This window comes from Terasakiispira papahanaumokuakeensis (genome assembly GCF_001709345.1).
Taxonomy (GTDB): domain Bacteria; phylum Pseudomonadota; class Gammaproteobacteria; order Pseudomonadales; family Halomonadaceae; genus Terasakiispira; species Terasakiispira papahanaumokuakeensis.
In genome coordinates, this window is sequence record NZ_MDTQ01000001.1 from 3340331 (window position 1) to 3366390 (window position 26060).

Sequence of the window (26060 nt, forward strand, 5' to 3'; positions counted from 1 at the left end):
CTTATCCCTTCCTTTTTTGCATAGACGCCACTCTCATCAAATTGCCCTCTGGGCACGCCTATCCCCTGCAAATGTAGTTGCTGTTGCGCACCCGCTTGAGTGCCGGGATGCTATTGTCGTTTGACCAAGGATTTGAGGGCAAACGACAAGCGCTGGTTGCCAGAAGTTGCCAGAACCAGTCATCAAGCTTCAGTCGTCTTGTCTATTAGAGCCACCGTCCATTTGATCAATACTCAGATGAGCCAACGCTCAACGGGATCTCCCTATCGGAGATCCCGTTTTTTTATGGGATAGGCCGTGTCCATCAGGCCACGAGTCGATCAAGCCACTAAACGCAGACACTGGCCGGTATGATACAAGGCAAAGGCGCTATCGTAAGCGAGCCCACGCAAACGCGGTATGCTGACCTCATGGGCCTGCCGAATCGGCAGCGGTAACCCACTATCATCACCAGAAACGAGGTACTGAGCAAACCCTCGACCCACGACAGTCCCTGTCGTCACGCCCCGCCCGTTATAACCGGTCACGCCCAAAAGGCCCGGTGCAGGTTCAAACAGTCGCAGCATATGATCTGGGGTAAACCCAATGCTACCCGTCCAACAATATTGCCATTGGCGATGTTTAAATGAAGGGAAGTAATGTTCAGCAATGCGATCAGCCCAGCATCGAATAAACGCTTCCGGCTTAGCGTCACCAGAACCCAAACTCCCCAGAATCAAACGCCCCTCATGATCCAACCTCAGACTACTCAGGACCGTGCGAGTATCCCAGCACCCTTGGCGCTCAGGCAAGATATCCGCCAATAACGCTTCAGGTAAAGGGTTGGACGCGACCTGGAAGAAATGGCCTCGGAAAAAATGATCTTTGACCTGATTCCAATGGTCCTCGGTGTAAGCATTGGTGGCCAGCACCACACGGTCCGCCTTGATTTCACCATGCGTCGTTTGTACGCACCAACGATCGCCCTCTTGCTTTAACCCAGTCGCCGGTGTCTGGGTGAACAACTGCGCTCCAGCCGCCTGGGCGGCACGGGCTAACCCGCGTGTATAAGCCGCAGGGTTGATAGTACCGGCACGCCGATCGAGCAACGCTGCTGGAACTTGTCGGCTCCCGACGCGCTGCCAGCAATCTTCGCCTTCTAACAGTTCAACCGGTGCTTCAAGCTTCTGCCACTGATCGAAGCGGCGTCTGAGGTCATCAACACCCTTCCCATTATGGGCCAAATGGAGCGTTCCTGTGCGCGTATGGTGGCACTCGATGTGGTGGCGCTCAATCAAATCGAAAACAGCTGCGGGGGCTTGGCTGAGCAGCTGAGTGGCTCTTTCACCATCGGCGGCCCCCAGCACCTGCTTGATATCATCGGGGGGAATCCAAAGCCCCGCATTCACCAGCCCCACATTACGCCCCGAACCGCCAGTGGGGATATCACCCGCTTCCACCAGCACCACCGAGATCTGCTGTTCTGCCAGATGCAACGCCGTGGATAATCCCGTAATGCCACCACCAATAACGGCAACTTGAGCACTGATCTCTCCCTGAAAGGGCGCACACTGGGGCTCCGCCTCAACCGAAGTGGCATGCCATAAACATCTCGTTTGCATAGAACCTCCCGACGTCGAACCTTTCGACTGAACTGACTTGAGCTTTCATTCACCAGAACCGCAAGCCTATTCACCAAGCTTTCAAACCGATTTACCAAGCTCTCAAACCGATTCACCAAGCTCTCAAACCGATTCACCAAGCCCTTAAATTCAGGTGCCACAACCTCAATAAAACCGTTGCGGATAGGCCTTCATCGCCTCTTCTTGTTGCTGAAGCAATGCCTCCACTTCGGCAATATTGGCGTGATCCGAATGTTGATCACACCACTGCTGAAGATCTTGAAAAGCTCTCGGTGAGAAAGGCTCGAAGCCTCCTTGTGACTGAATCAGTGCCAGCTTTCGCTCCTGCCGTCGCATCGAAACAATCAGGGCACTATTGGCAACGCCCCAGAGCACCACCATCGAACCCAACATGACAATAATCGCAGATAAACTCATCACGAACGCTCCTCAACCCAATGCGTGGATATCGATGTGGATGACTCATGTCGCCTCATCCACCACATACAACCAGGGATCAATAAAGTCAGTACCACAAGGCCACTGAGTGTTTTGAACGGTGTCGTAGAAAGATTGCTATAAAGGAAGTAAGCCATGATGCCGAGCATAATCAGCGGAATTTGGTAGCGCACCACCGGCTCCCAACGCCATGAGACATACATATCTGCACCACGATTCAGACTCACCAGGCGCAAGCGACGGGCGTCAAACTTCCACCCAATACTCAGCATGATGATAAAAGTGGCCAGCGGTAGACCCCAGTTGCCAACAACGAAGTCCAAATAGCCGAGAATTGAGCTGTCTAATGCACTTGGGATACCGAGTACCCAAATAATGGCACACATGACTAACACTGCTTTTTGGCGAGGAACTTGACGCTCCTCCTGGTAGGTGGTGACCCCCACCTCAGTAATCGCAATCGCCGTTGTCAGGTTGGCAAATAAGAACCCCATAAAAAACAGCAGCGACCAAAGATAACCGGCACTCATCCCGCCAAAGGCTTTGGCCAGCGCCACAAACGCTAATTCAGCCCCAGAAGTCGGAGAAATACCAAAAGCAAAGACAATCGGAAAAACAGCAAAGACGGCTAACAAGCCAAAGCTTGTGTTGCCAACTGCGGTGAAAATACCGCCTCCTAGCGGAATATCGTCATTACGTCCTAAATAGCTGCCATAGGTCAGCGCAATGCCCCAGCCCAGCCCGGTCGAAAACAATGCTTGGCCCAAAGCGGCCAGCCAAGTTTCCCCCCGCATCAAGTACTCCCAATTCGGGGAAAAGCTAAACTCTAAACCAGCAACGGCTCCAGGCAGCGTCAGCCCACGAATAGCAATCGCAACTAATGCAATGGTCAAGACGGGCATCATCCATTTGGCCATCCGCTCGATGCCCCCTTTGATGCCAAACAGCAGGATCACTGACACGATCCCCATCGCCAAGGTATGCATCCCGACATTCAACAGTTTGTTCTGGTTGAATGCCGACCACAGCGCGGCCGTATCAAAGTCTTGCTGGCTGAAAGTCCCGATCAGCGCATGAAAGGCGTAGTAAAGCGACCAGCCCACAATCGAGGAATAGTAGGACATCAAGACGATGTTAAAAATGAGGATCACAAGCCCCAGGCCGACCATTCGGTTACGACCAAACAGCTGTCGGAAAGTCCCTAACAATCCTTGACGGGTATAACGGCCGAGGCTGGTCTCACCCATCAACCCCGGTACCGCGATCAGATAAAGCAATAAAAAATAAGCGATCAGGAAAGCACCGCCGCCATTTTCTCCTGTCACATAGGGCATGCGCCAAATATTACCGGCACCGACCATGGCACCGACCACAGCCATTAAATAACCAAACCGACTCCCCCATTGCTCACGGGCAATAGTGGGCTCAGCCGAGCTTCCCGGCCCGCCTTGCGATTTTATAGTCATTGTTCATCTCCCGGGCGATATAAAGCCCTTGTGCTTATTGTTTTTATCAACCGCAGAACAAATCAAAATGGCTGCCAGCGACAGCCATATATCAGCTTCAATCGAACTGAATACCCTGTGCTAAAGGCAGTTCTCTGGAGTAATTCACAGTATTGGTCTGACGGCGCATATAGCTTTTCCACACATCGGAGCCTGACTCACGGCCACCACCGGTGTCTTTTTCACCGCCAAAGGCCCCGCCAATCTCAGCACCACTCGGACCAATATTGACGTTCGCAATCCCACAGTCGCTGCCCACATCGGACACGAAAGCTTCGGCTTCACGAAGATCAGTAGTGAAAATGCAGGAGGACAAGCCTTGCGGTACGTCGTTATTCATCGCCAGTGCTTGCTCAAAATCCTGATAGCCCATGACGTAGAGAATGGGCGCAAAGGTTTCATCCCGAACCAACTCATTTTGCGACGCCATTTCAACGATCGCTGGCGCGACATAAAACGCCTGTGGATATTGCTCAGCCAATTGGCGCTCACCACCGTGAACCACCGCCCCTTGTTCTTGTGCACTCGCCAATACCGATTGCATCTGATCAAAGGCCTGGGCATCAATCAGAGGCCCAGCCAAGGCGCCACTCATCGGATCGCCAATTCGAATATTGTGATAGGCTTTTTTTAACCGAGCCAAGACTTCGTCACGAATCGAATCATGCACAATCAGGCGTCGCAACGTGGTGCAGCGCTGGCCAGCCGTTCCGACCGCCGAGAACAAAATAGCGCGCACCGCCATATCCAGATCAGCACTCGGCGTCAAAATCATGGCGTTATTACCACCGAGCTCTAGAATGCTGCGCCCAAAGCGTGACGCGACGCGAGGTCCGACTTCACGCCCCATTCGGGTACTGCCCGTTGCACTGATCAAAGGTACCTGTGGTGCATCGACAAGCACTTCACCTGCCTCACGTTCACCCAGAATCACTTGGCTTAGATCAGCCGGTGCCTCATCACCAAATTCAGCCATCGCTTTTTCTAGCAGTCCCTGGCAAGCCAGTGCACATAAAGGCGTTTTCTCGGAGGGTTTCCAAAGCAGGCTATTACCACAGACCAAAGCCAAAGCCGCGTTCCAGGCCCAAGGCGCGACAGGGAAATTAAAAGCGGTGATCAAGCCAATAGGGCCCAGAGGATGCCAGCTTTCGCGCATGTGGTGGCCCGGCCGTTCAGAGGCAATGGTTAAACCATAGAGCTGACGAGATTGGCCCACCGCCAGATCACAGATATCGATCATCTCTTGAACTTCACCCAGGCCTTCCTGGTAAATCTTGCCGCACTCCAAGGTCACCAGCGTGCCCAAATCTTCTTTATGAGCCCGCAGCTGCTCACCAAACAGGCGGACTAACTCACCACGGCGAGGCGCAGGCACCTGACGCCATTGCTCAAACGCTGCCTGAGCCCGGTCGATACGCTGCGTCACATCGGCCTGAGATTCCATCTGCACTCGGCCCAAGACAGCACCATCGGTGGGCGAGTAAACAGGGAAATCTCCGGTTTCAAAGAGTGCGGGGTCAACCCCCATCCGCTGCATCATCTCTTGAATCATATGGCCTCCTGCGGCTCTTGTTTGATCAAAAACTTCACTCGCAGTATCTCCACCAGATTTGACCTTGCTCAAACGATGTTTTATACGGAGATCATTCCTTTTTTTCTTATTACGACTTTGATGTACGACGATCCAAGGCAGGAGCCCCTCATGCGACGCCCGACACTGACAGCGATGCAATGTTTTGAAGCCTCGGTACGCCACCTCAGTTTTACCCGTGCGGCCGAAGAGCTGAATCTGACACAAAGCGCGGTCAGCAAGCAGGTCGCTCAACTGGAGGAGATTCTGCAACACCCTCTGTTTAGGCGAGTCCGAAAACGGCTTCAGGTCACACCAGAAGGCGCACTCTATTTAACGGAGGTGCGTAAAATCCTCTCTCAGGTCGACATGTCGACCCGTTATATGCAGTCTTACGGTGGGCAAAGTGAGGTCTTGAATGTCACGACACTACCGACTTTCGGGGCTCGCTGGCTGGTGCCACGACTCAATGGGTTTCGCTTTCACCATCCCAATACCTATCTGAATATCAGCAATCGGGTCGATCCTTTTGATCTGGAGGAAGCCCGTGTGGATGTGGCCTTCTTCTTCGGCAATGGCGTCTGGCCTAAAGCCGAGTGCATAAAACTACTGGATGAAGACGTCGTCCCCGTCTGCAGCCCTCATCTCATGCCCCCAGCAGGGTTCCAGCATCCCCTTGATCTGACCCGACTGGTACTGCTACAAAATACGACTCGACCCGAGGCCTGGCATGACTGGTTTGATGCCCAAGGGAGCTACACTACACACAGCTATCACGGCCCTCGCTTTGATACGTTTTATATGAGCCTCCAAGCCGCCCGCGCAGGTTGTGGAGTCGCTCTGGTACCGGGGTTTCTAGCCGAAGAAGAGTTAACATCCGGACAGCTGGTCATTCCTTGGGAATTCGCATTGCGTAGCCGCAACGCCTACTACCTGGCCTATCCGGAGCACAAAGGAGAAGTGGATAAAGTCAAAGGCTTTGTTCAATGGGTTGAAGAGCATCTCGACCATCCCGGAGGTGCTCCCGATCGAGCAGCAGTGAATCAAGCCGCGAGTTAATCGATCAGCATCCATCCAGGGATTTTCAATATCGTGAACATCCGGCGCTTGAATTCAAGCATCCTTGATAGCCGACTATCCTGAATGCGACATCATTCTTTTTTGGAAGGTATCAGCGACTTTATTTCGCTTGTCCCGCTCTCTGGGTTTTGCTTTGATCAAGAACGTCTGGTCAACAGCCACTGATCAAAAACGGCCATCATGGCCGCGCCTAAACCCGAGAATGATTACAAGAGGTTGCCTGTCATGTCATTTGTATCCAGCGATACGATTCGAGATCGCTTCTCTCAAGCCATGTCGACCATGTACCAACAAGAAGTGCCGCAATACGGCACCTTGCTGACGCTGGTGGCGGAAGTCAACGAGGCAACACTTGCAGCGCAGCCCGCACTCAAAACCGAGCTGGAAAACCGTGGAGAGCTGGAGCGCCTGAATGTAGAGCGCCATGGCGCCATTCGATTAGGCACCGCGGCCGAGCTTCATATGATGGGGCGTCTTTTTGCGGTAATGGGCATGGAGCCGGTCGGCTATTATGACCTTTCAGCAGCAGCGGTACCGGTACATTCCACCGCGTTTCGCCCGGTCAGTACTCAGGCGCTAAACCGCAACCCTTTCCGTATTTTTACCTCATGGTTGCGCTTGGAGCTGATCGAAGATCCTGCACTGCGTGAGCACGCAGCTCAAATTCTGGCCGCACGTGATATTTTCACCCCGGGCGTCAAAACACTCATTGAACAATGCGAGCAGCAAGGCGGGCTGACCGATGAGGAAGCTCACCACTTTGTGACCGAAGCCCTGGAGACTTTCCGTTGGCATCAAACAGCCACGGTTGATTTACCCACCTACCAGGCGCTGCACGATGAGCATCGCCTCATCGCTGATGTCGTCTGTTTCAAGGGCCCTCATATTAATCATTTGACGCCACGCACTTTGGATATTGACGAGGTTCAACGCTTAATGCCCGCTCATGGCATCCAACCGAAAGCGATCATTGAAGGCCCGCCCCGCCGCCAACACCCTATTCTGCTACGTCAAACGAGCTTCCAGGCACTGCAAGAATCGATTGAGTTTAAAGGCCACCAACAAGGCGCACATACCGCCCGCTTTGGTGAGATCGAACAAAGAGGCATGGCGCTCACAGGTAAAGGGCGTGAACTTTATGATCAACTGCTCGGCCAAGCCCGTCAGCAGGCGCCACACAATGACAACGTCGCCCATCAAAAAATATTAGCGGACGTCTTCCGGGACTTTCCTGATGATCTGGACACCTTACGTCGACAAGGGCTGGCCTTTTTCGAATATCAGTTAACCGATAAAGGCCTGGCACAGGCGGCCGCTTCGACCGCAACACCTGCGACCACAGAAGTCTCGATGGAGGCATTCATTGAAGCCGGCTGGGTTAAAGCCTCTCCGTTAATTTATGAAGATTTCCTACCGGTGAGTGCCGCGGGGATTTTCCAATCTAATTTAAGTGATCAACAGCACAACCGTGATCAACAACACGACAGCGATCAACCCCGCGCAGGCCATCACGGCAATGCCAGTCGTGATGTTTTCGAGGCGGCATTGGGGCGCCCGATCATTGATGAGCTCTCACTTTATGCCAAACGACAGGCTCATTCGGCTCAGGCCGTCATAGAGGCGTTGACTGAAGGCCGCTAACACGAGTCGGCTATACCACCACAGCATCAAGCCTGCAGATTAACGCGAGGCTTGATGCTGACGGCGCAGCTCACGGCGCTGCCGCCAACGCCGTAACCCCGCGATAACCAGTGCAGCACTCAGCATGCCAGCGAGAACCCACGCCTGAAGGCCGCGCGCTTCTCCATGCCCCGCCCAGGTATCAATACTGATAATCAGCACAAACCCAATCAGCTGAGTCGCAATCGCCCAGACCCGTAGAGGATCTTTCATCGCCATCATGCTGCCCTTTTCTCTCGTCTATTTCACGTTCATGGCAATACGCCACATCATCCGTGTCATCACGATCATTCGCTAGACATACTCACCAACGCATTTGACCACGAATTCACCAACAAGCCGCCCCGGCATAGCAGCAAAACCATCCGACAGATGACAGTCACGGCACGAGCCTTTAAGCTGTCCTCCAGTCAATAGCGCCTTCAGAGGCAAAGCCGCTTGATCGCTTGTCATCAGTGGGGAACTTGTTGACTTGAATGACGCCTAAGCCTGCAACTCAGGCGCAGTATTCATGCGTTCTACCTTAAAGATATCCACACGGTGTTGTCGATGCGCAATTTAATCCATTCCGCCATGGCTATGGTCTTTTGTTCTTTATTCTTGGTTCAACCCGCTTCGGCGGCTGAGCCGACCTCCAGCATCGCGTCACCGCCTGCCGACTACCCAGAACCGATTCAGCACCTGATCAACCAAGGGCTGGAAGTCATCCGTCAATTCGATGTGAATGACAGCCTCGACGGCTGGGTGGTCAGCAATAAGAATGAGCAGGAAATCATCGTTTATACCACCGCCGATGGCGAAAATTTAATCAGCGGTGTGGTGATGGATGCCCAAGGTCAGGATCTCACCCAGCAACATCAACGCGAATACCTGTCCAAACCTTCTTGGGAAGACCTAGCCGCGAGTCATTATATTACCAGCGAGCCTAAGGCACTGGACGAAGGGGATAAAATTCCTGAATCCGATCAGATGATTTATGTCTTCTTCGATCCCAACTGCCCATACTGTCATATGGCTTGGAAAGCACTGCAACCCTACCGAGCAGCAGGCCTGACCATTCGCTGGATTCCGGTCGCCTACCTCAAACCGGACAGCCGCAATAAAGCGGCTGCCCTATTGGACAGCGACCAGCCCGATGCGCTGCTGAGCTTGAATATGACACAATTCGGCACCTTACCCAAAGCCCTCGACGGCACCATGACAGACAGCAGCCGTGACCAACTGCAGGATAATATGTCACTCATGCAAGGGCTTGAAATCAATGGCACACCAGGGATTGTCTGGCAGGATCGCAAAGGGCATTTACAAGTCAGCACGGGCATGCCCCGCCTGGAGCAGTTTGCTCAGATTACTGGGCTACCTGAACAGCCGCAAAGCGACCCCGACTTGGCTCGTTTTCGTTAACCTCCTGACCGGGACACCTGCTCATGGATGCGATTGCCCTAGGTCCTTTACTACTGGCACTGGACAGACTGCCCGGCCTATTAGCGATCGTCGTTTTAGTAATCTTGGCAGAGCGCCTTGATCGACGTTTTCCTGGGCTTGGACGCTGGGGCTGGCAGACAGTCGTCATCGCCGTACTCGCAGGGCGCTTGGGCCATGCCTTGCCTCATTTCGAAGCTTATGCACAAGCGCCTTGGACAGTCCTCTACTTCTGGCAACCGGGTTATACGCCCTGGTCAGCCCTGATCGCCGCCATCGGCTGGACCGCTTGGCGTTGGCGTCAACGGCCACACGCCGAGGACACCACTGCGCCGGCGCCAACGATGACAGGCGCCCGACGTCGGGCTTGGCTCTGCTTGACCGTTGCCACTTGCACTGCGGGGGTCACGTGGGGGCTACTGCCTACACCGCCACAAGGTGAACCGTTGCCCGCCCTCTCCTTGAAAACCCTTGAAGGGGCGCCGGTTCAACTGACCGACCTGCACCAAGACAAACCCATGGTTGTGAATCTATGGGCCACCTGGTGTCCACCCTGTCGACGTGAAATGCCGCTATTAGCGCAATATGATCAGCGTGATGATGTCACTTTAGTTTTAATTAATCAGGGCGAGTCCCTTGTCGCCATTGAGCACTACCTGCAACATGAAGAGCTCCAATTTCGCCACCTGTTGCAAGATCCGCAGCAACAAGGGCTGGCCACGTTCAATACACCAGGCCTTCCGACAACCTTGTTCTACAATAGTCAAGGCACCTTGGTAGACCGGCAGATTGGTGAGCTCACACCCGCTCGTTTGGCACAATTCCTACAGGAATATCGCGTTACCGACTAGGCATGGCTTGGGCCAGCGCGCTGAATCCGCTAACATAGCGCGCCCCAAGTCTCAGATGTTCGATCGAATCGCGCCCAAGAGGTTCTTGATGTCCCCGCAATTTGTTCCCGGCCAACGCTGGATCAGTGATGCAGAAGTCGAGTTAGGTCTAGGCACTATCCTGCAATGTGACAATCGTGCCGTCACCGTACTCTTTCCCTCCAATGGCGACACACGCGTCTACAGCACGCGCAGTGCCCCACTGACGCGAGTCATGTTCAGTGAGGGAGATGTCATCACCCACCACGAAGGCTGGCAGCTGACCGTCGACGACAACAAAGATCTTGATGGGTTGACGGTCTATATCGGCGAAGATGAACACGGTGAATGGCGTGAATTGCCAGAGACGCAACTGAGTCATGAGCTCAGCTTTCAAGGCCCGAGAGAGCGCCTACTGACAGGACAGTTAGACCGCAATAACCATTTTTACTTGCGCATGCTGACCCGCCAGCAACAAGCACAACAGGTCGCCGATCCCTTACGCGGCTTACGTGGTCCGCGAGTGGGCTTGATCCCGCATCAGTTATATATTGCCCATGAAGTCGGTAAACGCCTCTCTCCTCGCGTATTACTGGCCGACGAAGTAGGGCTAGGTAAGACCATTGAAGCCGGGATGATTTTGCACCAGCAATTGCTGACCGGGCGCGCCAAACGCGCCTTGATTCTGGTGCCTGAAAGCCTCACCCATCAATGGTTAGTCGAGTTACTGCGCCGCTTTGGCCTACCTGTCACGCTCATTGATGAAGCCTATCTCAAAAATACGCCCCTTCCTTTTGAGGATACCCAGATTGCTTTGGCCAGTATCGACTGGTTGGCGAATAGTCCTGGACATCAGCTATTGGCGGGCGAAGAAGCCTGGGACTTGCTCATTATTGACGAAGCTCACCACCTAAAATGGTCGCCCGAATCCAGCTCAACGACTTATCAGTGCGTTGAAGCATTAGCCCACCAAATCCCTGGGCTCTTACTGCTCACCGCGACGCCGGAACAAGCCGGAGATGCGGGCTTTTTCGGACAGCTTCGTCTGCTCGACCCGCAACGTTACCCGAGCCTGGAAGCATTCCGCGAAGAAGAAAGCCACTATCGCGACATTGCCACTATTCTGGCCCAACTGGAACAGGGCGAACTGCCCGACGCCGACCAACAGGCCACTTTAGCCCCCTTACTCGACAGTGATACCCAGGCATTGCTGACGCTGCTGGCCAACCCCGAGAGCGACGAAGAGCAAAAAGCCAGTGCCCGTCAGCAGCTGATGGAACAATTGATTGACCGTTATGGTACCGGCCGTGTGCTATTCCGTAACCGTCGAGCCAGTGTTGCCGGCTTTCCCGAACGCTTGCCGCACACCTATGCACTGCCCATGCCGGATCTCTATGACGAAGCGCTGGAACACTTTGCCGAACCGGAACACCAAGATCAGGCCGAAATCTTGACCGGGCAAACCTGGCCCTGGCCAGCACTGACCCCTGAGCGCCTGTTCAGCCAGCACTTGCCAGAAGCTGAGCGCTGGTGGCAACTCGACCCCCGTGTTGAATGGCTGCAAAAAACACTGAAATCAGCGCCGCAGGACAAGTTCCTAGTGATTTGCCAGCATGCCGAAACCGCGCTGGAACTGGCCGAGGGGCTACGGGTACGCTCGGGCCTACTCGCAGCCGTCTTCCATGAAGACATGGCGCTGATCGAACGAGATCGAGCCGCAGCCTGGTTTGCCGATGATGAAGATGGTGCCCAACTGTTGATCTGCTCTGAAATTGGCAGCGAAGGCCGCAACTTCCAGTTTGCTCACCATCTGGTACTGTTCGACTTACCGCCACACCCCGATCTACTGGAACAGCGAATCGGCCGACTGGATCGTATTGGCCAACAACACACCATTGAGATTCACGTTCCTTATCTGGAAGACAGCGCTCAAAGCGCTTGGCTTGAGTTTTGCCATGCGGGACTCGATCAACTCCGTGCACCTCGACCAGTCGGCGGCCCGTTGTTTGAGCAGTTTGAAGATGATCTCGAAGGCTGGCTCAACGGAGAACTTTCTGGTGAAGAGGTCCTGGCTGAACTGATCCCAGCGCGCCAAGAGGCTGAAGACGCCTTGGAAGCTGGCCGTCACCGCTTACTCGAATTGGCCTCACATCGCCCCGAAGTCAGTGAGTCCCTGGTCGCACAGCTGGAAGCCGAAGACGCTGACGATAGCGCATTACAGGACTACCTAGAACGCGCACTGGATGTGTACCGTTTAAACAATGAAAACCTGGACGAGCACACCTGGCATCTACGCCCCAGCAATGAAACAGAAGGCACCTTGCTGACTGACGTTCACATTGACTATGAAGAAGGCAGCAGCGGCACCTTCCTGCGTGATAAAGCACTGGTCCGTGATGATTTAATGTACCTGACCTGGGAACATCCGTTGGTGCGCAATTGCATGGATGCCGTCACCGGTTCGGGGCGTGGCAACAGCTGTGTCGCACTGCTGAAGAACAAAGCGCTCCCGGCAGGGACTTTGCTGCTGGAACTCCTCTTTGTGCTGGAAGGCGCTCCACAGGAAGGCCTGGATTTACCCCGCCACCTGCCGCCACAAACACTGCGTTTATTGCTGGATGCCAATGGCAACAACCTGGGACCCAAAGTCAGTTTTAAAGGCTTGTCCAAACAAGTTGTCAAAATGAAAAAAGGCATGGCACGTCAAGTGGTTAAGCTGCGCCAAGATTCACTGCGTCAACTGTTTGATCAAGCGGAACAGCAAGCACAAGCTTATCTGCCCTCAATGATCGAGCAAGCACAGGAACGGATGCAGAACACACTCGACCCTGAACTGACACGTCTGAGAGCACTGGCGAAGCGTAATCCAGCCGTACGTGAGGCGGAAATTGAACAACTGGCGTCACTACGCGAGCGTTTAGGCGATGCTCTGAATCATGCCCAACTTCGACTCGATGCTGCCCGTTTATTAGTCTCAACCAGCGATGATGTGCGCTAAGTATTAGCCTTGCGGATCATTCAACGAGCCCTCAAGCGGTGTCGGCTAATCGGCACCGCTACATGCTCAAGCCACCCATAGACCACATCCCGTCGCTCGACTGACCACCGTCTCAAACATTAAGCCGCCAGAATATCGGCCAACGCTTTATCCAACGTCGCATAGCGGAACTGAAAGCCTTCCTCTTGCAAACGCCGCGGAACTAAACGAGCACTCCCGAGCAATAATGACGCCATTTCTCCCAGCGCTAACGACAACATGCAGCTAGGCACAGGCAAGAGTGTCGGTTTATGTAAAGCCCGCCCCATCGCTTGAGTAAATTCGGCATTGGTCACAGGCTCTGGGGCCGTCGTATTGTAAGGCCCTGAACACTCTGAATGCGCCAATAAGAACTGTACCACCCGCACCACATCTTGTCGGTGAATCCAGGGCATCCACTGCTGGCCATCGCCGAGGCGTCCGCCGAGCCCTAACTTAAAGGCAGGCAACATCTTAGCCAAGGAACCGCCGCCTTGACCCAACACCACCCCTAAGCGGATACGACACACCCGGACACCCAGGGCTTCAGCCTGCTGTGCCGCTTGCTCCCAGGCTTCACATAACTCATGGGTAAACCCCGGCACCGGTAACGTCGATTCATCAATTACAGCGTTGCCCTGCTCACCATACCAGCCCACCGCAGAGGCTGAAATCATCACCGTCGGCGGCACAGGCAGGGTCGACATCCACTCAATCACCGCCTGAGTTGTCTCTAAACGTGAAGCGCGCAACACCTGCTTTCGTGCCTCAGTCCAACGTTTATCGGCAATCCCTGCCCCAGCCAAGTTGATCACCGCCTCGCAAGGCTCGATTGAATTCAAATCTGCATAGCATTGCACGCCTTCAGGCAGTTTCTTTCGTGTTTTTTGAGGTGATCGCGTCAATACCACGACTTCATGCCCTGAGCTTTGCAGCTCGGGACACAACAAGCGCCCAATAAAACCACTGCCACCCGTCACCAAAATACGCATCACATCTCCTTTGTGCATGAACCTAACACTTATGCCACAAGGGTAACTTATACAAAATCTTATACAAAAACGATACACCAAAACCGTTTCAATGTATCGCTTGTGTATAGTTCATAAAGTGTCTCTAATGCGAATTTTTCTAGCAGACTAGATAAAAAAAGCGCCACCCTAGGGGGCAGCGCGAAGACCACAACAGACGATACACCCACAAGACCCGGCATCAATAAGGCCATTCGCTTATAAAACCGGACGTTCATAAGACCATGCGGTTCAATCTCTCTGAACCGTGCGTTGAGTTTGCTCACCTAGACCTTCAATACCTAAGCGCATGGTTTGACCCGCGCGTAGGAAAACCGGCTCAGGTTTAACGCCTAGCCCAACCCCAGGCGGCGTACCGGTAGAGATCACATCACCAGGCTGTAAGCTCATGCATCGGCTCAGGTAGGCGATCAACTGAGGGATTTTAAAAATCAGTGTTTCCGTATTACCGTTCTGATAGCGATGACCATTGACTTCAAGCCACATCGCTAAATGGTGGGGGTCTGGAATCTCATCAGTCGTCACTAACCAAGGGCCCATCGGGCCAAAAGTGTCAAAGCCCTTCCCTTTATCCCAGCTACCACCGCGCTCCAACTGCCACTCTCGCTCGGACACATCGTTAATCACGCAATAGCCCGCAACATGTGACATCGCATCGGCTTCGTCGATATCGCGTCCACCTTGACCAATCACCACACCCAACTCAACTTCCCAGTCGGTCTTGAGCGATCCGGGTGGAATCTCAACATCATCATTGGGGCCACAAATCGCACTGGTCCACTTATTGAAAATAATCGGCTCTGCCGGCACGGGCATATTGGACTCAGCGGCATGATCCGCATAGTTCAGTCCAATACAGACAAACTTGCCGACCTGTCCCACACAAGCGCCGAGCCGGGGTGTCCCTGAGACCAGCGGTAGCGATTCAGGATCAATGGCCGCCAAGCGCGCCAGTGTTTGCGGCTGCAACGCCTCAGCGGCAATATCGGATACCTGCCCAGAAAGATCACGAATCTGCCCTTGGGCATCCAATAGTCCGGGTTTTTCTGCGCCGGGCGCCCCATAACGTAATAACTTCATAATGCCTCCTGCTCAGCATTGACCGATTCAATATGGACTGGTTTAAGCACCGCCACGATTTAACTCTGAGATCACATTCAACCCGACTTACAGCGTCATCCCGCCATCAGCAGCATAGGCCACGCCAGTCGTAAACGAGGCCGCATCAGACGCCAGATAGAGTGCCAAACGGGCAATTTCTTCAGGCTGCCCCAAGCGTTTCATCGGCTGGCGATCAACGAATTGTTGATAAACGGCGGCTTCATCCGCCCCGGCTTGAGCGGCTTGTGCTGCAATACGCTGACGCAGCGACGGCGACTCCACCGTACCCGGACAGATCGCATTACAGCGAACCCCTTGGGTAATAAAATCAGCCGCAACGGATTTCGTCAGCCCGATCACAGCCGCTTTACTGGCCGCATAAGCACAACGATTAGGGACGCCTTTCACACTAGAAGCCACAGAGGCCATATTGAGAATGACCCCTTCGCCACGGGCTAACATATCGGGAATAAATGTTTGGATGGTGTGGAACATCGCGGTGACGTTCACCGCCATCGCTTGTTCCCAGTCTTGGTCGCTACAGACCGTCACATCCCCTGCGTGAACATAACCGGCACAATTAAACAACACATCAACCGGCCCCACTTCCGCCTTAAGCGCTCGGATCGCTTCTGCGGAAGTCACATCCAGGGGATAAACCGTTAACCCCGGTTCATCGGCCAAAGGGGCCACATCAATATCGGTGGCAATGACATGCGCCCCTGCATCGCGGAAAAGCTGCGCGCTAGCGCGCCCAATGCCCTGTGCCGCAGCGGTAATCAATACCGTTTTACCTTTCATCGACAGCCACTCAAGCGCAGCTGACGCCATACCTTGGTGATCCATGATCAGGCCCCTTTAGCTCGAATCTGTGAGCTCAATCTAGAGAGGCTTTTGATCACTGAATAATGGCTTTTTTCGATTAACCGATAACCTGGAGAAATCACATAGTGGTTAAGATCTGCTTTTGTGCATGACGCTGAAGAATATCGGAGAACTCCTGAGCAGGCCCGACTAAAGGTTCATCCTTACGCGTCAAAATACCGTAATACTGCGGCACCAGCGTCAACTGGGTCTCCAGCATCGTCAGTACGCCGCGTTCGATATATTCACCGACCATGGCGATCGGTAACATCGCAATCATTTGGCTACGCTCCAGCACTTTCAGGCAAGTATGCATAGAAATCGTCACGAGGATATTAGCGGGCACTTGAACACCCGCCTCGGCAAAAGCCGATTCCATACGATCGCGAATGGGGGTGCCTTTAGGGTAGAGAATCCACGGCCAGGCTAACAAGGTGTCCAGACTGAGGACCTGCTCAGATCCGGCCAATGGATGCTGATGATTCACCACCAGACAAAACGGTTCTGGTGCCAAGGGGGTGAAATCAAACTGCTGCGATTGACGTTGTTCAGTAAAGCGGCCAACAGCCAGATCGAGCGCCTTTTCCTCCAGCATTTTCATCAGCCGATTACTGGTTTCTTCGATCACTTCGACTTCCAGTAATGGCCAACGCTGCTTAATTTCGACAATGCCATCAGGCAATACAGCGGCCGTTGCGGCAAAAATACCGCCAACCTTCAAGTAACCGTGACCACCATTACTCAAACGATTGGTCTGGCTGACAAACCCTTCCGCCTCATTCAACACGGTTTGGGCATAACGCAGCACATGCTGTCCTAAGTCAGTCGGCGGCATACTCCGTGGCAGCCGCTCAAAAACCGCAAACCCCAATAGTGACTCAATTTCCTTGAGCATTTTACTGACAGCAGGTTGGCTCAAATTCATTTGTTCGGCGGCCAAATGCATGTTGCGTGTTCGACCTAACGTATCGATCAATACCAAGTGTCGAAAACGCAGCCAATTACAAAAATGCGAAAGCGATAAATCTGCCATCTTCAGTCCTCAATGAATCACACCTTAATCACCATCTTGATAAACGTGCATCGCCCTTAACGTTTCTTGATCGCCAGCCAATAACACCAAGTTATCAAAACCTTATCAGATGTCATTGGAGTTTATCGATATGCCCCCCTAGTGTGAGGCTATGTCCACCTGGATCCACCTGGAGAGGTTCCCTAATGTCGCTCGCACTGACACCTGAAACCACCTTGCCGGTGGATCATCAAAACGCTTTGTTGGTTGGCCGGGCATGGGTGCCCGCCCCCGTGGCGGGCCCTTCCCCGATTGTCATTAAAGCCGGGCGGGTTTATGACTTATCCCAACACTTTGCCACGCTCAGTCAACTGTTGGAAACTGACCAGCCTCAGCAGCGGCTCAAAGAGATTGAAGGTATCGATCTTGGCACTGTCGAGGCATTACTGGCGAACAGTGGCCCTACCCCGAATATCGATCAGCCCTTCCTGCTAGCCCCGGCTGACTTGCAGGTGATCAAGGCCGCAGGCGTCACCTTTGCTGACAGTATGATCGAGCGCGTGATCGAAGAACGTGCCGGTGGCGACACCACCCAAGCCGCTGAAATTCGCCAACAAGTACAAGCGGTCATCGGCTCAGATCTCAGTGCCATTGTGCCTGGATCGCCACAAGCCCAAGCATTGAAGCAATTACTGCAATCTCAAGGGTTATGGTCTCAGTATCTTGAGGTTGGGATTGGTCCGGACGCCGAAATATTCACCAAAGCGCCGGTCATGGCGGCGGTCGGCAGTGGCGCTGTCATCGGCATTCACCCGAAATCGGCATGGAATAATCCTGAGCCGGAAGTGGTGCTGGCGGTCAACAGTCGTGGCGATATTTTGGGCGCCACACTGGGGAATGACGTCAACTTAAGAGACTTCGAAGGCCGCAGTGCACTATTGTTAAGCAAAGCCAAGGACAACAACGCCTCGTGTGCCATCGGCCCCTTTATTCGACTTTTTGACCAGCACTTCACACTGGACGACGTCCGCCAATGCACGGTAGAGCTGAAAGTTGAAGGGACTGATGGCTACACCTTGGCCGGTACCAGCTTGATGAACAAGATCAGCCGCGACCCGGCTGACCTGGCCCAACAAACCTTGAATGCCAACCACCAGTATCCAGATGGTTTTTTACTGTTCCTTGGCACCCTGTTTGCACCGACTCAAGACCGTGGTGAGGCCGGTAGCGGGTTTACTCATCACCCCGGCGATCGCGTCGAAATCAGCAGCCCCCAGCTGGGCCGCCTGACTAACCAAGTCACCACCAGTGATCAAGCCCCCCCTTGGACGTTTGGATTGAATCAGCTGCTACATAACCTGGCAGATCGTGGTTTACTGAGCCCGAAAAAAGACCAGACGCTCTGACGATTGAGCGATTGAGCGATTGAGAAATTGAACGTACGCCTTGCAGGAGAAACGTCATGAGTCAGCCAGAAAAACCGCGTTTACGCAGCCAGCTGTGGTTTGATGACCCGCAGCATGCGGATATGACTGCACTCTATGTTGAACGCTTTATGAACTACGGCCTGACCCGTGAGGAACTGCAATCAGGGCGACCGATTATCGGTATTGCACAAACCGGCAGCGATCTAGCGCCTTGTAATCGCCACCACTTACAACTGGCGGAACGGGTGAAAGCCGGTATTCGAGATGCCGGTGGCATACCGATGGAGTTCCCCGTTCATCCGCTGGCGGAACAAAGCCGTCGCCCCACTGCCGCCCTAGATCGCAACTTGGCTTATTTGGGGTTAGTCGAAATTCTGCACGGTTTCCCACTGGATGGCGTGGTGCTGACGACGGGCTGCGATAAAACTACGCCCGCCTGTCTGATGGCCGCAGCCACCACTGACCTCCCCGCTATCGTCTTATCAGGCGGCCCCATGTTGGACGGCCACCACAAAGGCGAGCTGGTCGGTTCAGGCACCGTCATCTGGCATGCACGAAAGCTCTTGGCCTCTGACGCCATTGATTACGAAGACTTTATGGAGATGACGACGGCATCATCACCGTCGATTGGTCACTGCAACACCATGGGCACCGCACTTTCCATGAACTCGCTGGCAGAAGCCTTAGGCATGTCACTGCCCGGTTGCGCCAGTATTCCAGCGCCTTACCGCGAACGCGGGCAAATGGCCTATACCACAGGCAAACGGATCTGTGAGATGGTCTGGGAAGATCTTCGCCCCTCCAAGATCATGACCCATGAAGCCTTTGAAAATGCCATTACCGTCGCCTCAGCACTGGGCGCCTCCAGCAATTGCCCACCCCATTTAATTGCGATTGCCCGCCATATGGGGCTGGAGTTGAGTTTGGATGACTGGCAACGGGTCGGTGAGAAAGTACCGCTACTGGCCAACTGTATGCCCGCAGGTCAATATCTGGGCGAAGGCTTTCACCGTGCCGGTGGCGTACCGGCGGTTCTGCATGAGCTGACCAAAGCAGGCAAGATTCACCCCCAATGTATGACGGTCAGCGGGCGTACCATCGGCAACATCGCCGAGCAATCTCAAAATCATAATCCGGATGTTATCCATACCTATGATGAACCGCTGAAGCATAATGCCGGCTTTATCGTCCTTAGCGGCAACTTCTTTGATAGCGCCATCATGAAAATGTCCGTGGTCGGCGATGCCTTTCGCAAGGCCTACCTCTCCAGCCCAGGCGAAGAGAACACTTTTGAAGCCCGCGCCATTGTCTTTGACGGCCCAGAGGATTATCACGCTCGCATTGATGATCCAGCATTAGAGATTGATGAGCACTGTATTTTGGTGATTCGCGGCGCCGGCACTGTGGGCTATCCCGGCAGTGCTGAAGTGGTCAATATGGCACCACCGGCATCCCTGATCAAACAAGGCATTGATGAACTGCCCTGCCTGGGCGATGGTCGCCAAAGCGGCACCTCAGCGAGCCCCTCGATTTTGAACATGTCCCCTGAAGCGGCTGTCGGCGGCGGGTTAGCCCTCCTGCAAACCGGAGATCGGCTCAGTATTGACCTGAACCAACGCAAGGTGAATGTGCTGCTGGATGAGGAAACCCTCGCCCAACGTCGCGCCGAGTGGACACCGCAAATGCCACCGTCACAGACACCCTGGCAAACACTGTATCGCGACCTCGTCGGCCAGCTGTCCACCGGCGGTTGCCTGGAACCGGCTACGTTGCACTTGAATGTCATTGCGCGTAGTGGAGGGGCCCCACGGCATTCGCACTAACGAAGACTAATGCGAGACCAGCGCGAATGAAGATCCACTGAGGCCATAAACACTAATCTATACAAACAGTATACAAGCGTTAGACTAGACTCATATCTCAGACATGCATTCAGCCAACGAGAGGGGTCTTATGTCGACTTTTGCAATTATTGGCGCCGGATTATCTGGCATGGCCTGCGCCCACGTCCTGCAAGATGCGGGGCATTCAGTGACCCTCTTTGACAAAGCCCGTGGCCCTGGCGGGCGCATGGCCAGCCGCCGTCGTCAATGGCCTCTCGCTGACGGGCTTACACCGCCCTTCACCTTTGATATTGGTGCTCAGTTTTTAACCGCGCGTGACGATGCCTTTCGAGCGCAATGCGCGCAATGGGCAGAACAAGGCGTGATGGCACAGTGGGATGACCCCGACCATCAAGCACACGAAACACGCTGGGTTGGCATTCCTCGGATGAGCGCCATCACACGCCAAATGGCAGAGGGCTTAGAGATCGTTGATGACTGTCGTATCAGCGCACTTCACCGTGAAGCCGAAGGGTGGCGCCTCACCAGTGATGATCCCGAAGCGCCGCAAACCCTAGGCTCTCAGGTGTTTGACCAAGTCGTTTTCGCGACACCATCGCCACAATCGATCCCACTCCTCAGCGCCCATAGTTCAACCCTGACTCAAGCACTTCAGCAGGTCGAGATGCTGCCTTGCTGGACGGTTTATATTGCCTTTGATCAGTTACTACCGCTGGATCGTGAATGGGATCAACCGGAGCACGATGACGTCATTCAATGGTGGGCCGGGGAACACCACAAACCAGGACGCGGTGAACCGCCGAGACTGATCATTCAAGCCACCGCACAATGGAGCCAAACTCACCTGGAAGAAGATCCAGAGACCATCCAGACTCAATTAGTGGAACATTGGCAAGCCCTCACGGGCCAAGCGTTACCCGCAATTGGGCTGATCGGTGCACACCGTTGGCGCTATGCGAAACCTCAGCAAGCCTTAGGGGTCGATTGGCTCAACGATGGCAGCCTGAGTGTCTGTGGTGATGCTTGCCTGGGTGGCCGCGTTGAAAGCGCCTGGTGCTCAGGACATCGCCTGGGCCAACACTTGAGCACCCAGGAATAACCAAGCGTTCACCTAGCCTCCTTTGAAGCCGCCCCGCGGTCGCCTTTGATCATGTTGACGGCTCAAGATCAAAAGCGCCACACAAGGTCACACTGACTCGCGATTAAGTCGGCGGCTTCAGACCAGGCTTAACCGTCTTTTGGCCGCTGCCACCACGGCTTCAGGTGTGATATTGAAATGCTGATATAACGCCTCTGCCGACCCCGAGTCGCCAAAACCTGTCATTCCGACAAAATCACCGCCTTCCAAGTAACGATCCCAGCCAAACCGTAGCGCCGCTTCCACCCCAATACGCACCGTATTCGAACCCAGCACCTCTCTTTTATAGGCGTCCGTTTGGCACTCAAAGAGCTCCCAACAGGGCATTGAGATAACCGCAGTAGGAATCCCCTGAGATTGCAGCTGCTCGCGGGCCTCCAAGGCAATCGAGACTTCCGACCCGGTGGCCAAGAGGGTCACCGCACGCGTCCCCACCGAGGCCTCGGCCAAAATGTAAGCGCCCCGTTTCGAACAGTTCTCGCCCGGTTGCGCCTGGGTGCGCACTAACGGTAATGATTGTTTAGCAAAGGCTAAGGTGCTGGGCCCAGTAATATATTCCAGTGCAGCCTGCCAGCACTCTGCCGCTTCGACCGCATCGGCGGGACGGAACACATACATATTGGGCATTGCGCGTAATGACGCCAAGATTTCAACAGGCTGATGGGTCGGGCCATTACTGCCCACACCGATCGAATCATGGCTGAACACATACTTCACGGGTAGCTTCATCAGCGCCGACATCCGCATCGCCCCACGCTGATAATCAGAAAAGGCCAAATAAGTCACCGACAAAGGCATCGCCCCACCATGGGCCGCAATTCCATTGGCCATCGCTCCCATCACATGCTCTCGTATACCACAGTGAATATACGTCCCCGTCCGCTGCTCAGCAGTGAAGGCCTGCAAAAGACGCTTATGCGCAGTCGGAGCTTCCAAATCGGCACAGGCAATCAGCCGCTCGTGCCATATCGGGGTTAATCGCGCATGAATCTCGGAAGACGCCATAATGCCAGGACAAGCATCGCCCTTTTCAATCACTTGTTGCTTATACTCATCCAACCACTGACCAAGCTCAGGCGGCAAAGCCCCCGAGATCCGACGCTGAAATTCATCCTGTTCCTGACGAGGCAACGCAGCCAGTTGTTGATGCCAATCGTGGTAAAATGATTCATGGCGTCGACCCGCCGCCCGCCATTGATTGAGAATCGGTTCCGGCGTTTCAAAAGCCGGATAAGGCCACCCCAATTGCTGACGGGCAGCGGCCGCATCTTCAGGTGTCAAACGCGCACTATGTCCTCCTCGCGTACCCTGCACACGCGGCACTCCATACCCTATCACCGTGCGGCAAGCAATCATCGAAGGACGAGGATCTTGTTTGGCTTCAAGAATCGCCGTAGAGATCGCCTCTAAGTCATGGCCATCGATCTCAACCACATGCCAATCAGCCATTCTAAAACGACCGCACACATCTTCACTGACTGCCAGATGGGTATCCCCGTCATCCGTCATATGGTTGTCATCCCAGAAAAGGATCAAGCGACCCAACTGCAGATGACCGGCTAACGAGATCATTTCCTGCCCCATTCCCTCTTGCAGGCAGCCATCGCCGACAAAAGCATAGGTATGGTGATTAACCAGATGCTCACCCAATTGCGCCCGTAAGGACGCTTCAGCAACCGCCATACCTAAAGCATTACCGATACCTTGTCCAAGCGGCCCTGTGGTGACCTCAATACCTGCATCCACCGAGCGCTCTGGATGACCGGCACAACGTGAGCCCAGCTCACGAAAAGTTTTAATCTGTGCCAAGCTGATCGCTTCATAACCAGTGAGATAGAGCAATGAATACAGCAGCATTGAACCATGACCATTAGAGAGCACGACCCGATCACGATCTGGCCATTCGGGGTCAGCAGCATGAAACTTCAGGTGTTGAGTAAACAAGACAGTGGCAATTTCAGCCATACCCAACGGCACCCCTTGATGACCCTCTTGAGCTTTCACAATGGCATCAATAGAGAGAAAACGGATGGCATGTGCCAACGGTTGCAAGTTTTGTCGTTGCGGTTGCAAATCTTGGGGCAGAGATTGTAAATCTTGTTGTAAATGATGAGTCGACATCAGGGGTCACATCCATTCAAATTCCAGTGGAGAAAGACGTCCGGATCAATACGGCGTATGTGACATCACACGAATATCACTTAATCAATCCTGACGGCGGGGCGGCGTAACAGTCCGGATCGGCTCACCGGCATGGAAAGCTTCAATACTGTCAATCACTTGTTGCCATAACGCTTGCATGGCTTCTTCACTGGCCCAGGCTACATGAGGAGTCAAAATAAAGTTGGGACGCTCCAGTAAAGCCAGAAGCGGTTGTTCAGCGTGTGGCGGTTCTTGCGTCAACACATCAAACCCTGCCCCGGCAATCAACCCTTCATCCAAAGCAGTGACTAAATCCGCCTCATTCACCAAGCCTCCACGCCCGGTATTGATCAATAACGCCTCTGATTTCATCTGACGAAGCTCGGGCAAGGCAATCAGGTGACGTGTTTGCGCCGTTAACGGGGCATGCAAGGTCAAAATATCGGCCTGTTTGAGTACCTGGTCAAAAGCGGTATATCCCGGACGAATCTGCGTGGCTTGTTTGTGCTCAGCATAAAGCGGCCGCATGCCCAAGCCTTCAGCCAGTCGAGCCACACCTTGCCCTAAAGTACCCGCACCAATAATACCAATGTGAGTGTCTGACAAATCACGAATCGGATAGTCGAAAAAGCAGAACTGGCCGGCTTGCTGCCAACGCCCCTCAATAACCGCCTGCCGGTAGCCCATCAAGGAGCGACGCAACGCCAGAATCAACGCGATGGTATGTTCAGGCACGGTATTGACCGCATAGCCTCGAACATTGGACACGGTGATACCGAGCGCTTCGCATGCTTCAATATCAATGACATCGTAACCGGTCGCTGCGACGGTGATGAGCTTGAGCGATGGCAACTGGACGAGAGTCTCTCGGCGAAGGGGGACTTTATTCGTAATCACAATATCCGCCCCTTGCAGTCGTTCTACGACTTGATCCTCACGCGTGGCTTCATAGCAGATCCACTCGTGATCAAATGGGGGCTGATTTAAATAGACGGAAGGCCCAATCGTATCCCGGTCTAAAAAGACAATCTTCATCATCATGACACCCTTATTTTTATATTCATGATAGGGCTATATGAACTTCACAAAACCAGCCTCATATAACCACCCCAATCTCACACTCAAATCTCACACTTACAGATAAAACCGACAAAATTTGAACATCCTATAAAATAATCAGCATTTTAAAGACCATACTTTTTTACACATGCATCAAATGGAAAAATCAAATCCAAGCAAATAAAAAATAATCAGACCTAAAGTTATCAAAAAAAAGAAATTCAAAAAGGATTAAAACTGAACAAATAAAACGTAATCAAGCAAAGCCTAGGGCCTATTTTAAACAGTCGATGCATGATGGCAAAACGAGGTAAAAATGGGCAAATAAACACCGTTGACATGTTGTCAATGAGTATTCTGAGCCGATTTTTAACATCGTATTGTCAAGCACAGACATTTTGCTGACCGCGCCTAGATACCATAACCGGGGACTTGCCCCGGTTATTGAGGCCCAAGGTACACGACCAATGATCAGTCATATCACCCGTTAATGAATTAAGGAGCCACCGTTCACATCGACTTCTGAGCCGGTAACATATGCCGATAGATCAGAGGCGAGAAAGAGACAACACCCCGCGACTTCAGAAGCCTTGCCAGCCCGTCCCATGGGAATACCGTTCAGCACTTGGCTATACATCTCATCGGTCATTTTGCCAGCGGTAATATCTGTGGCAATAAATCCCGGACAAACCGCATTGGCGCGAATATTATCAGCTGCAAAATCTCGTGCCATCGCTTTAGTGAGCCCCAGCACACCGGCTTTAGCGGCTGAATAATGAGGACCACCAAACACCCCGCCACCGCGCTGAGCCGACACCGAAGACATATTGACAATAGCGCCTTGTTGACGCTGTTTCATATGGGGAAGCACCGCCTGGCTCATATATAAAGTACCCCGCAAGTTCACATCCAAAACGGCATCATATTGGGCGGGTTCAATATCTAAGAGACGAACGGGCTGTGTGATCCCCGCATTATTAACCAGAATATCAATCTGCCCCCAGCGCGCTAATAACGTCTCCACCACTTGCAAACAGACAGACTTTTGCGTTACATCACAAGCCAGCCCAATATGTTGATTCCCTAACGCCTGGGCTGCTTTCTCAGACGCCTGCTGATCCAAATCTAAAATGGCAACTGTGGCCCCATGTTCGGCAAATAATCGAGCTGTAGCCTGTCCCAGACCATTCGCAGACGCAGCCCCGGTAATGACTGCAAACTTACCCGCTAATAAACTCAT

General features: G+C 53.5%; 20 protein-coding genes. 8 read left to right on the top strand and 12 right to left on the bottom strand.

The window, feature by feature from the left end; genetic code table 11:
* Positions 1-320: 320 nt before the first annotated feature.
* The 4 genes from amaA to amaB form a co-directional block, all read right to left on the bottom strand.
* A complete protein-coding gene (gene amaA, locus BFW38_RS14525) occupies positions 321-1601 on the bottom strand; it encodes an L-pipecolate oxidase (RefSeq protein ID WP_068999547.1) in 1281 nt (426 codons plus the stop codon).
* A 165-nt stretch (positions 1602-1766) separates the two neighbouring features.
* On the bottom strand, positions 1767-2039 hold the full coding sequence (locus BFW38_RS14530) for a DUF8026 family protein (protein WP_068999548.1): 273 nt from the start codon (positions 2037-2039) through the stop codon (positions 1767-1769).
* The gene (locus tag BFW38_RS14535) at positions 2039-3526 is read right to left on the bottom strand and encodes a sodium-dependent transporter (protein WP_068999549.1); all 1488 of its coding nucleotides are present in this window, start codon (positions 3524-3526) and stop codon (positions 2039-2041) included. Before BFW38_RS14535 ends, BFW38_RS14530 begins: the two co-directional genes overlap by 1 nt.
* A gap of 97 nt (positions 3527-3623) precedes the next feature.
* Positions 3624-5117: an L-piperidine-6-carboxylate dehydrogenase gene (gene amaB / locus BFW38_RS14540; protein ID WP_068999550.1), complete on the bottom strand. Its 1494-nt coding sequence runs from the start codon at positions 5115-5117 to the stop codon at positions 3624-3626.
* A gap of 150 nt (positions 5118-5267) precedes the next feature.
* On the opposite strand from amaB, the gene BFW38_RS14545 reads away from it, so the two are divergent.
* Both BFW38_RS14545 and hglS read left to right on the top strand, forming a co-directional pair.
* Positions 5268-6194 carry a LysR family transcriptional regulator gene (locus tag BFW38_RS14545; protein WP_068999551.1) on the top strand — a complete coding sequence of 309 codons (927 nt, stop codon included), beginning with the start codon at positions 5268-5270 and terminating at the stop codon, positions 6192-6194.
* 246 nt (positions 6195-6440) lie between these two features.
* Positions 6441-7856, top strand: a complete 1416-nt coding sequence (hglS, locus tag BFW38_RS14550) for a 2-oxoadipate dioxygenase/decarboxylase HglS (protein WP_068999552.1) — start codon at positions 6441-6443, stop codon at positions 7854-7856.
* A 39-nt stretch (positions 7857-7895) separates the two neighbouring features.
* Here hglS and BFW38_RS14555 read toward each other — a convergent pair whose 3' ends face one another.
* Positions 7896-8117 carry a hypothetical protein gene (locus BFW38_RS14555; protein ID WP_068999553.1) on the bottom strand — a complete coding sequence of 74 codons (222 nt, stop codon included), beginning with the start codon at positions 8115-8117 and terminating at the stop codon, positions 7896-7898.
* A 327-nt stretch (positions 8118-8444) separates the two neighbouring features.
* Between BFW38_RS14555 and dsbG the strand changes: the two genes are divergently transcribed.
* The 3 genes from dsbG to rapA all read left to right on the top strand — a co-directional run bounded on the left by dsbG (position 8445) and on the right by rapA (position 13184).
* A complete protein-coding gene (dsbG, locus tag BFW38_RS14560) occupies positions 8445-9299 on the top strand; it encodes a thiol:disulfide interchange protein DsbG (RefSeq protein WP_068999554.1) in 855 nt (284 codons plus the stop codon).
* Between the two features lie 23 nt (positions 9300-9322).
* Positions 9323-10168 (top strand): TlpA disulfide reductase family protein, encoded by an 846-nt coding sequence (locus tag BFW38_RS14565; protein WP_068999555.1) that lies wholly within the window; start codon positions 9323-9325, stop codon positions 10166-10168.
* A gap of 88 nt (positions 10169-10256) precedes the next feature.
* Positions 10257-13184: an RNA polymerase-associated protein RapA gene (gene rapA / locus BFW38_RS14570; protein WP_068999556.1), complete on the top strand. Its 2928-nt coding sequence runs from the start codon at positions 10257-10259 to the stop codon at positions 13182-13184.
* Positions 13185-13303: 119 nt separating this feature from the next.
* On the opposite strand, the gene BFW38_RS14575 is transcribed toward rapA, so the two are convergent.
* The 4 genes from BFW38_RS14575 to BFW38_RS14590 form a co-directional block, all read right to left on the bottom strand.
* Positions 13304-14194: a TIGR01777 family oxidoreductase gene (locus BFW38_RS14575; RefSeq protein WP_068999557.1), complete on the bottom strand. Its 891-nt coding sequence runs from the start codon at positions 14192-14194 to the stop codon at positions 13304-13306.
* A 270-nt stretch (positions 14195-14464) separates the two neighbouring features.
* A complete protein-coding gene (locus tag BFW38_RS14580; RefSeq protein WP_068999558.1) occupies positions 14465-15313 on the bottom strand; it encodes an ureidoglycolate lyase in 849 nt (282 codons plus the stop codon).
* Between the two features lie 87 nt (positions 15314-15400).
* The gene (locus tag BFW38_RS14585; protein WP_245686173.1) at positions 15401-16180 is read right to left on the bottom strand and encodes an SDR family oxidoreductase; all 780 of its coding nucleotides are present in this window, start codon (positions 16178-16180) and stop codon (positions 15401-15403) included.
* Positions 16181-16277: 97 nt separating this feature from the next.
* Positions 16278-17231 carry a LysR family transcriptional regulator gene (locus BFW38_RS14590; RefSeq protein WP_068999559.1) on the bottom strand — a complete coding sequence of 318 codons (954 nt, stop codon included), beginning with the start codon at positions 17229-17231 and terminating at the stop codon, positions 16278-16280.
* 185 nt (positions 17232-17416) lie between these two features.
* On the opposite strand from BFW38_RS14590, the gene BFW38_RS14595 reads away from it, so the two are divergent.
* The 3 genes from BFW38_RS14595 (at position 17417) to BFW38_RS14605 (ending at position 21580) form a co-directional block, all read left to right on the top strand.
* A complete protein-coding gene (locus BFW38_RS14595) occupies positions 17417-18616 on the top strand; it encodes a fumarylacetoacetate hydrolase family protein (protein WP_068999560.1) in 1200 nt (399 codons plus the stop codon).
* A 56-nt stretch (positions 18617-18672) separates the two neighbouring features.
* Positions 18673-20460, top strand: a complete 1788-nt coding sequence (locus BFW38_RS14600; protein WP_068999561.1) for an IlvD/Edd family dehydratase — start codon at positions 18673-18675, stop codon at positions 20458-20460.
* A gap of 130 nt (positions 20461-20590) precedes the next feature.
* The gene (locus tag BFW38_RS14605; protein ID WP_068999562.1) at positions 20591-21580 is read left to right on the top strand and encodes an NAD(P)/FAD-dependent oxidoreductase; all 990 of its coding nucleotides are present in this window, start codon (positions 20591-20593) and stop codon (positions 21578-21580) included.
* A gap of 117 nt (positions 21581-21697) precedes the next feature.
* On the opposite strand, the gene tkt is transcribed toward BFW38_RS14605, so the two are convergent.
* The 3 genes from tkt to BFW38_RS14620 all read right to left on the bottom strand — a co-directional run bounded on the left by tkt (position 21698) and on the right by BFW38_RS14620 (position 26060).
* Positions 21698-23740: a transketolase gene (tkt, locus tag BFW38_RS14610; RefSeq protein WP_084004682.1), complete on the bottom strand. Its 2043-nt coding sequence runs from the start codon at positions 23738-23740 to the stop codon at positions 21698-21700.
* 84 nt (positions 23741-23824) lie between these two features.
* Positions 23825-24802 (bottom strand): D-2-hydroxyacid dehydrogenase, encoded by a 978-nt coding sequence (locus tag BFW38_RS14615; RefSeq protein WP_218186431.1) that lies wholly within the window; start codon positions 24800-24802, stop codon positions 23825-23827.
* Between the two features lie 505 nt (positions 24803-25307).
* On the bottom strand, positions 25308-26060 hold the full coding sequence (locus BFW38_RS14620; protein WP_068999563.1) for an SDR family NAD(P)-dependent oxidoreductase: 753 nt from the start codon (positions 26058-26060) through the stop codon (positions 25308-25310).

Coding starts and splice junctions, on each gene's coding strand:
- BFW38_RS14545 (WP_068999551.1), top strand. CDS start 5,268: ATGCGACGCCCGACACTGACAGCGATGCAATGTTTTGAAGCCTCGGTA.
- BFW38_RS14580 (WP_068999558.1), bottom strand. CDS start 15,313: ATGAAGTTATTACGTTATGGGGCGCCCGGCGCAGAAAAACCCGGACTA.
- dsbG (WP_068999554.1), top strand. CDS start 8,445: ATGCGCAATTTAATCCATTCCGCCATGGCTATGGTCTTTTGTTCTTTA.
- amaA (WP_068999547.1), bottom strand. CDS start 1,601: ATGCAAACGAGATGTTTATGGCATGCCACTTCGGTTGAGGCGGAGCCC.
- BFW38_RS14595 (WP_068999560.1), top strand. CDS start 17,417: ATGTCGCTCGCACTGACACCTGAAACCACCTTGCCGGTGGATCATCAA.
- BFW38_RS14565 (WP_068999555.1), top strand. CDS start 9,323: ATGGATGCGATTGCCCTAGGTCCTTTACTACTGGCACTGGACAGACTG.
- BFW38_RS14535 (WP_068999549.1), bottom strand. CDS start 3,526: ATGACTATAAAATCGCAAGGCGGGCCGGGAAGCTCGGCTGAGCCCACT.
- amaB (WP_068999550.1), bottom strand. CDS start 5,117: ATGATTCAAGAGATGATGCAGCGGATGGGGGTTGACCCCGCACTCTTT.
- BFW38_RS14590 (WP_068999559.1), bottom strand. CDS start 17,231: ATGGCAGATTTATCGCTTTCGCATTTTTGTAATTGGCTGCGTTTTCGA.
- BFW38_RS14615 (WP_218186431.1), bottom strand. CDS start 24,802: ATGATGATGAAGATTGTCTTTTTAGACCGGGATACGATTGGGCCTTCC.
- BFW38_RS14530 (WP_068999548.1), bottom strand. CDS start 2,039: ATGAGTTTATCTGCGATTATTGTCATGTTGGGTTCGATGGTGGTGCTC.
- BFW38_RS14605 (WP_068999562.1), top strand. CDS start 20,591: ATGTCGACTTTTGCAATTATTGGCGCCGGATTATCTGGCATGGCCTGC.
- rapA (WP_068999556.1), top strand. CDS start 10,257: ATGTCCCCGCAATTTGTTCCCGGCCAACGCTGGATCAGTGATGCAGAA.
- hglS (WP_068999552.1), top strand. CDS start 6,441: ATGTCATTTGTATCCAGCGATACGATTCGAGATCGCTTCTCTCAAGCC.
- BFW38_RS14555 (WP_068999553.1), bottom strand. CDS start 8,117: ATGATGGCGATGAAAGATCCTCTACGGGTCTGGGCGATTGCGACTCAG.
- BFW38_RS14585 (WP_245686173.1), bottom strand. CDS start 16,180: ATGGATCACCAAGGTATGGCGTCAGCTGCGCTTGAGTGGCTGTCGATG.
- BFW38_RS14600 (WP_068999561.1), top strand. CDS start 18,673: ATGAGTCAGCCAGAAAAACCGCGTTTACGCAGCCAGCTGTGGTTTGAT.
- BFW38_RS14575 (WP_068999557.1), bottom strand. CDS start 14,194: ATGCGTATTTTGGTGACGGGTGGCAGTGGTTTTATTGGGCGCTTGTTG.
- BFW38_RS14620 (WP_068999563.1), bottom strand. CDS start 26,060: ATGAGTTTATTAGCGGGTAAGTTTGCAGTCATTACCGGGGCTGCGTCT.
- tkt (WP_084004682.1), bottom strand. CDS start 23,740: ATGTCGACTCATCATTTACAACAAGATTTACAATCTCTGCCCCAAGAT.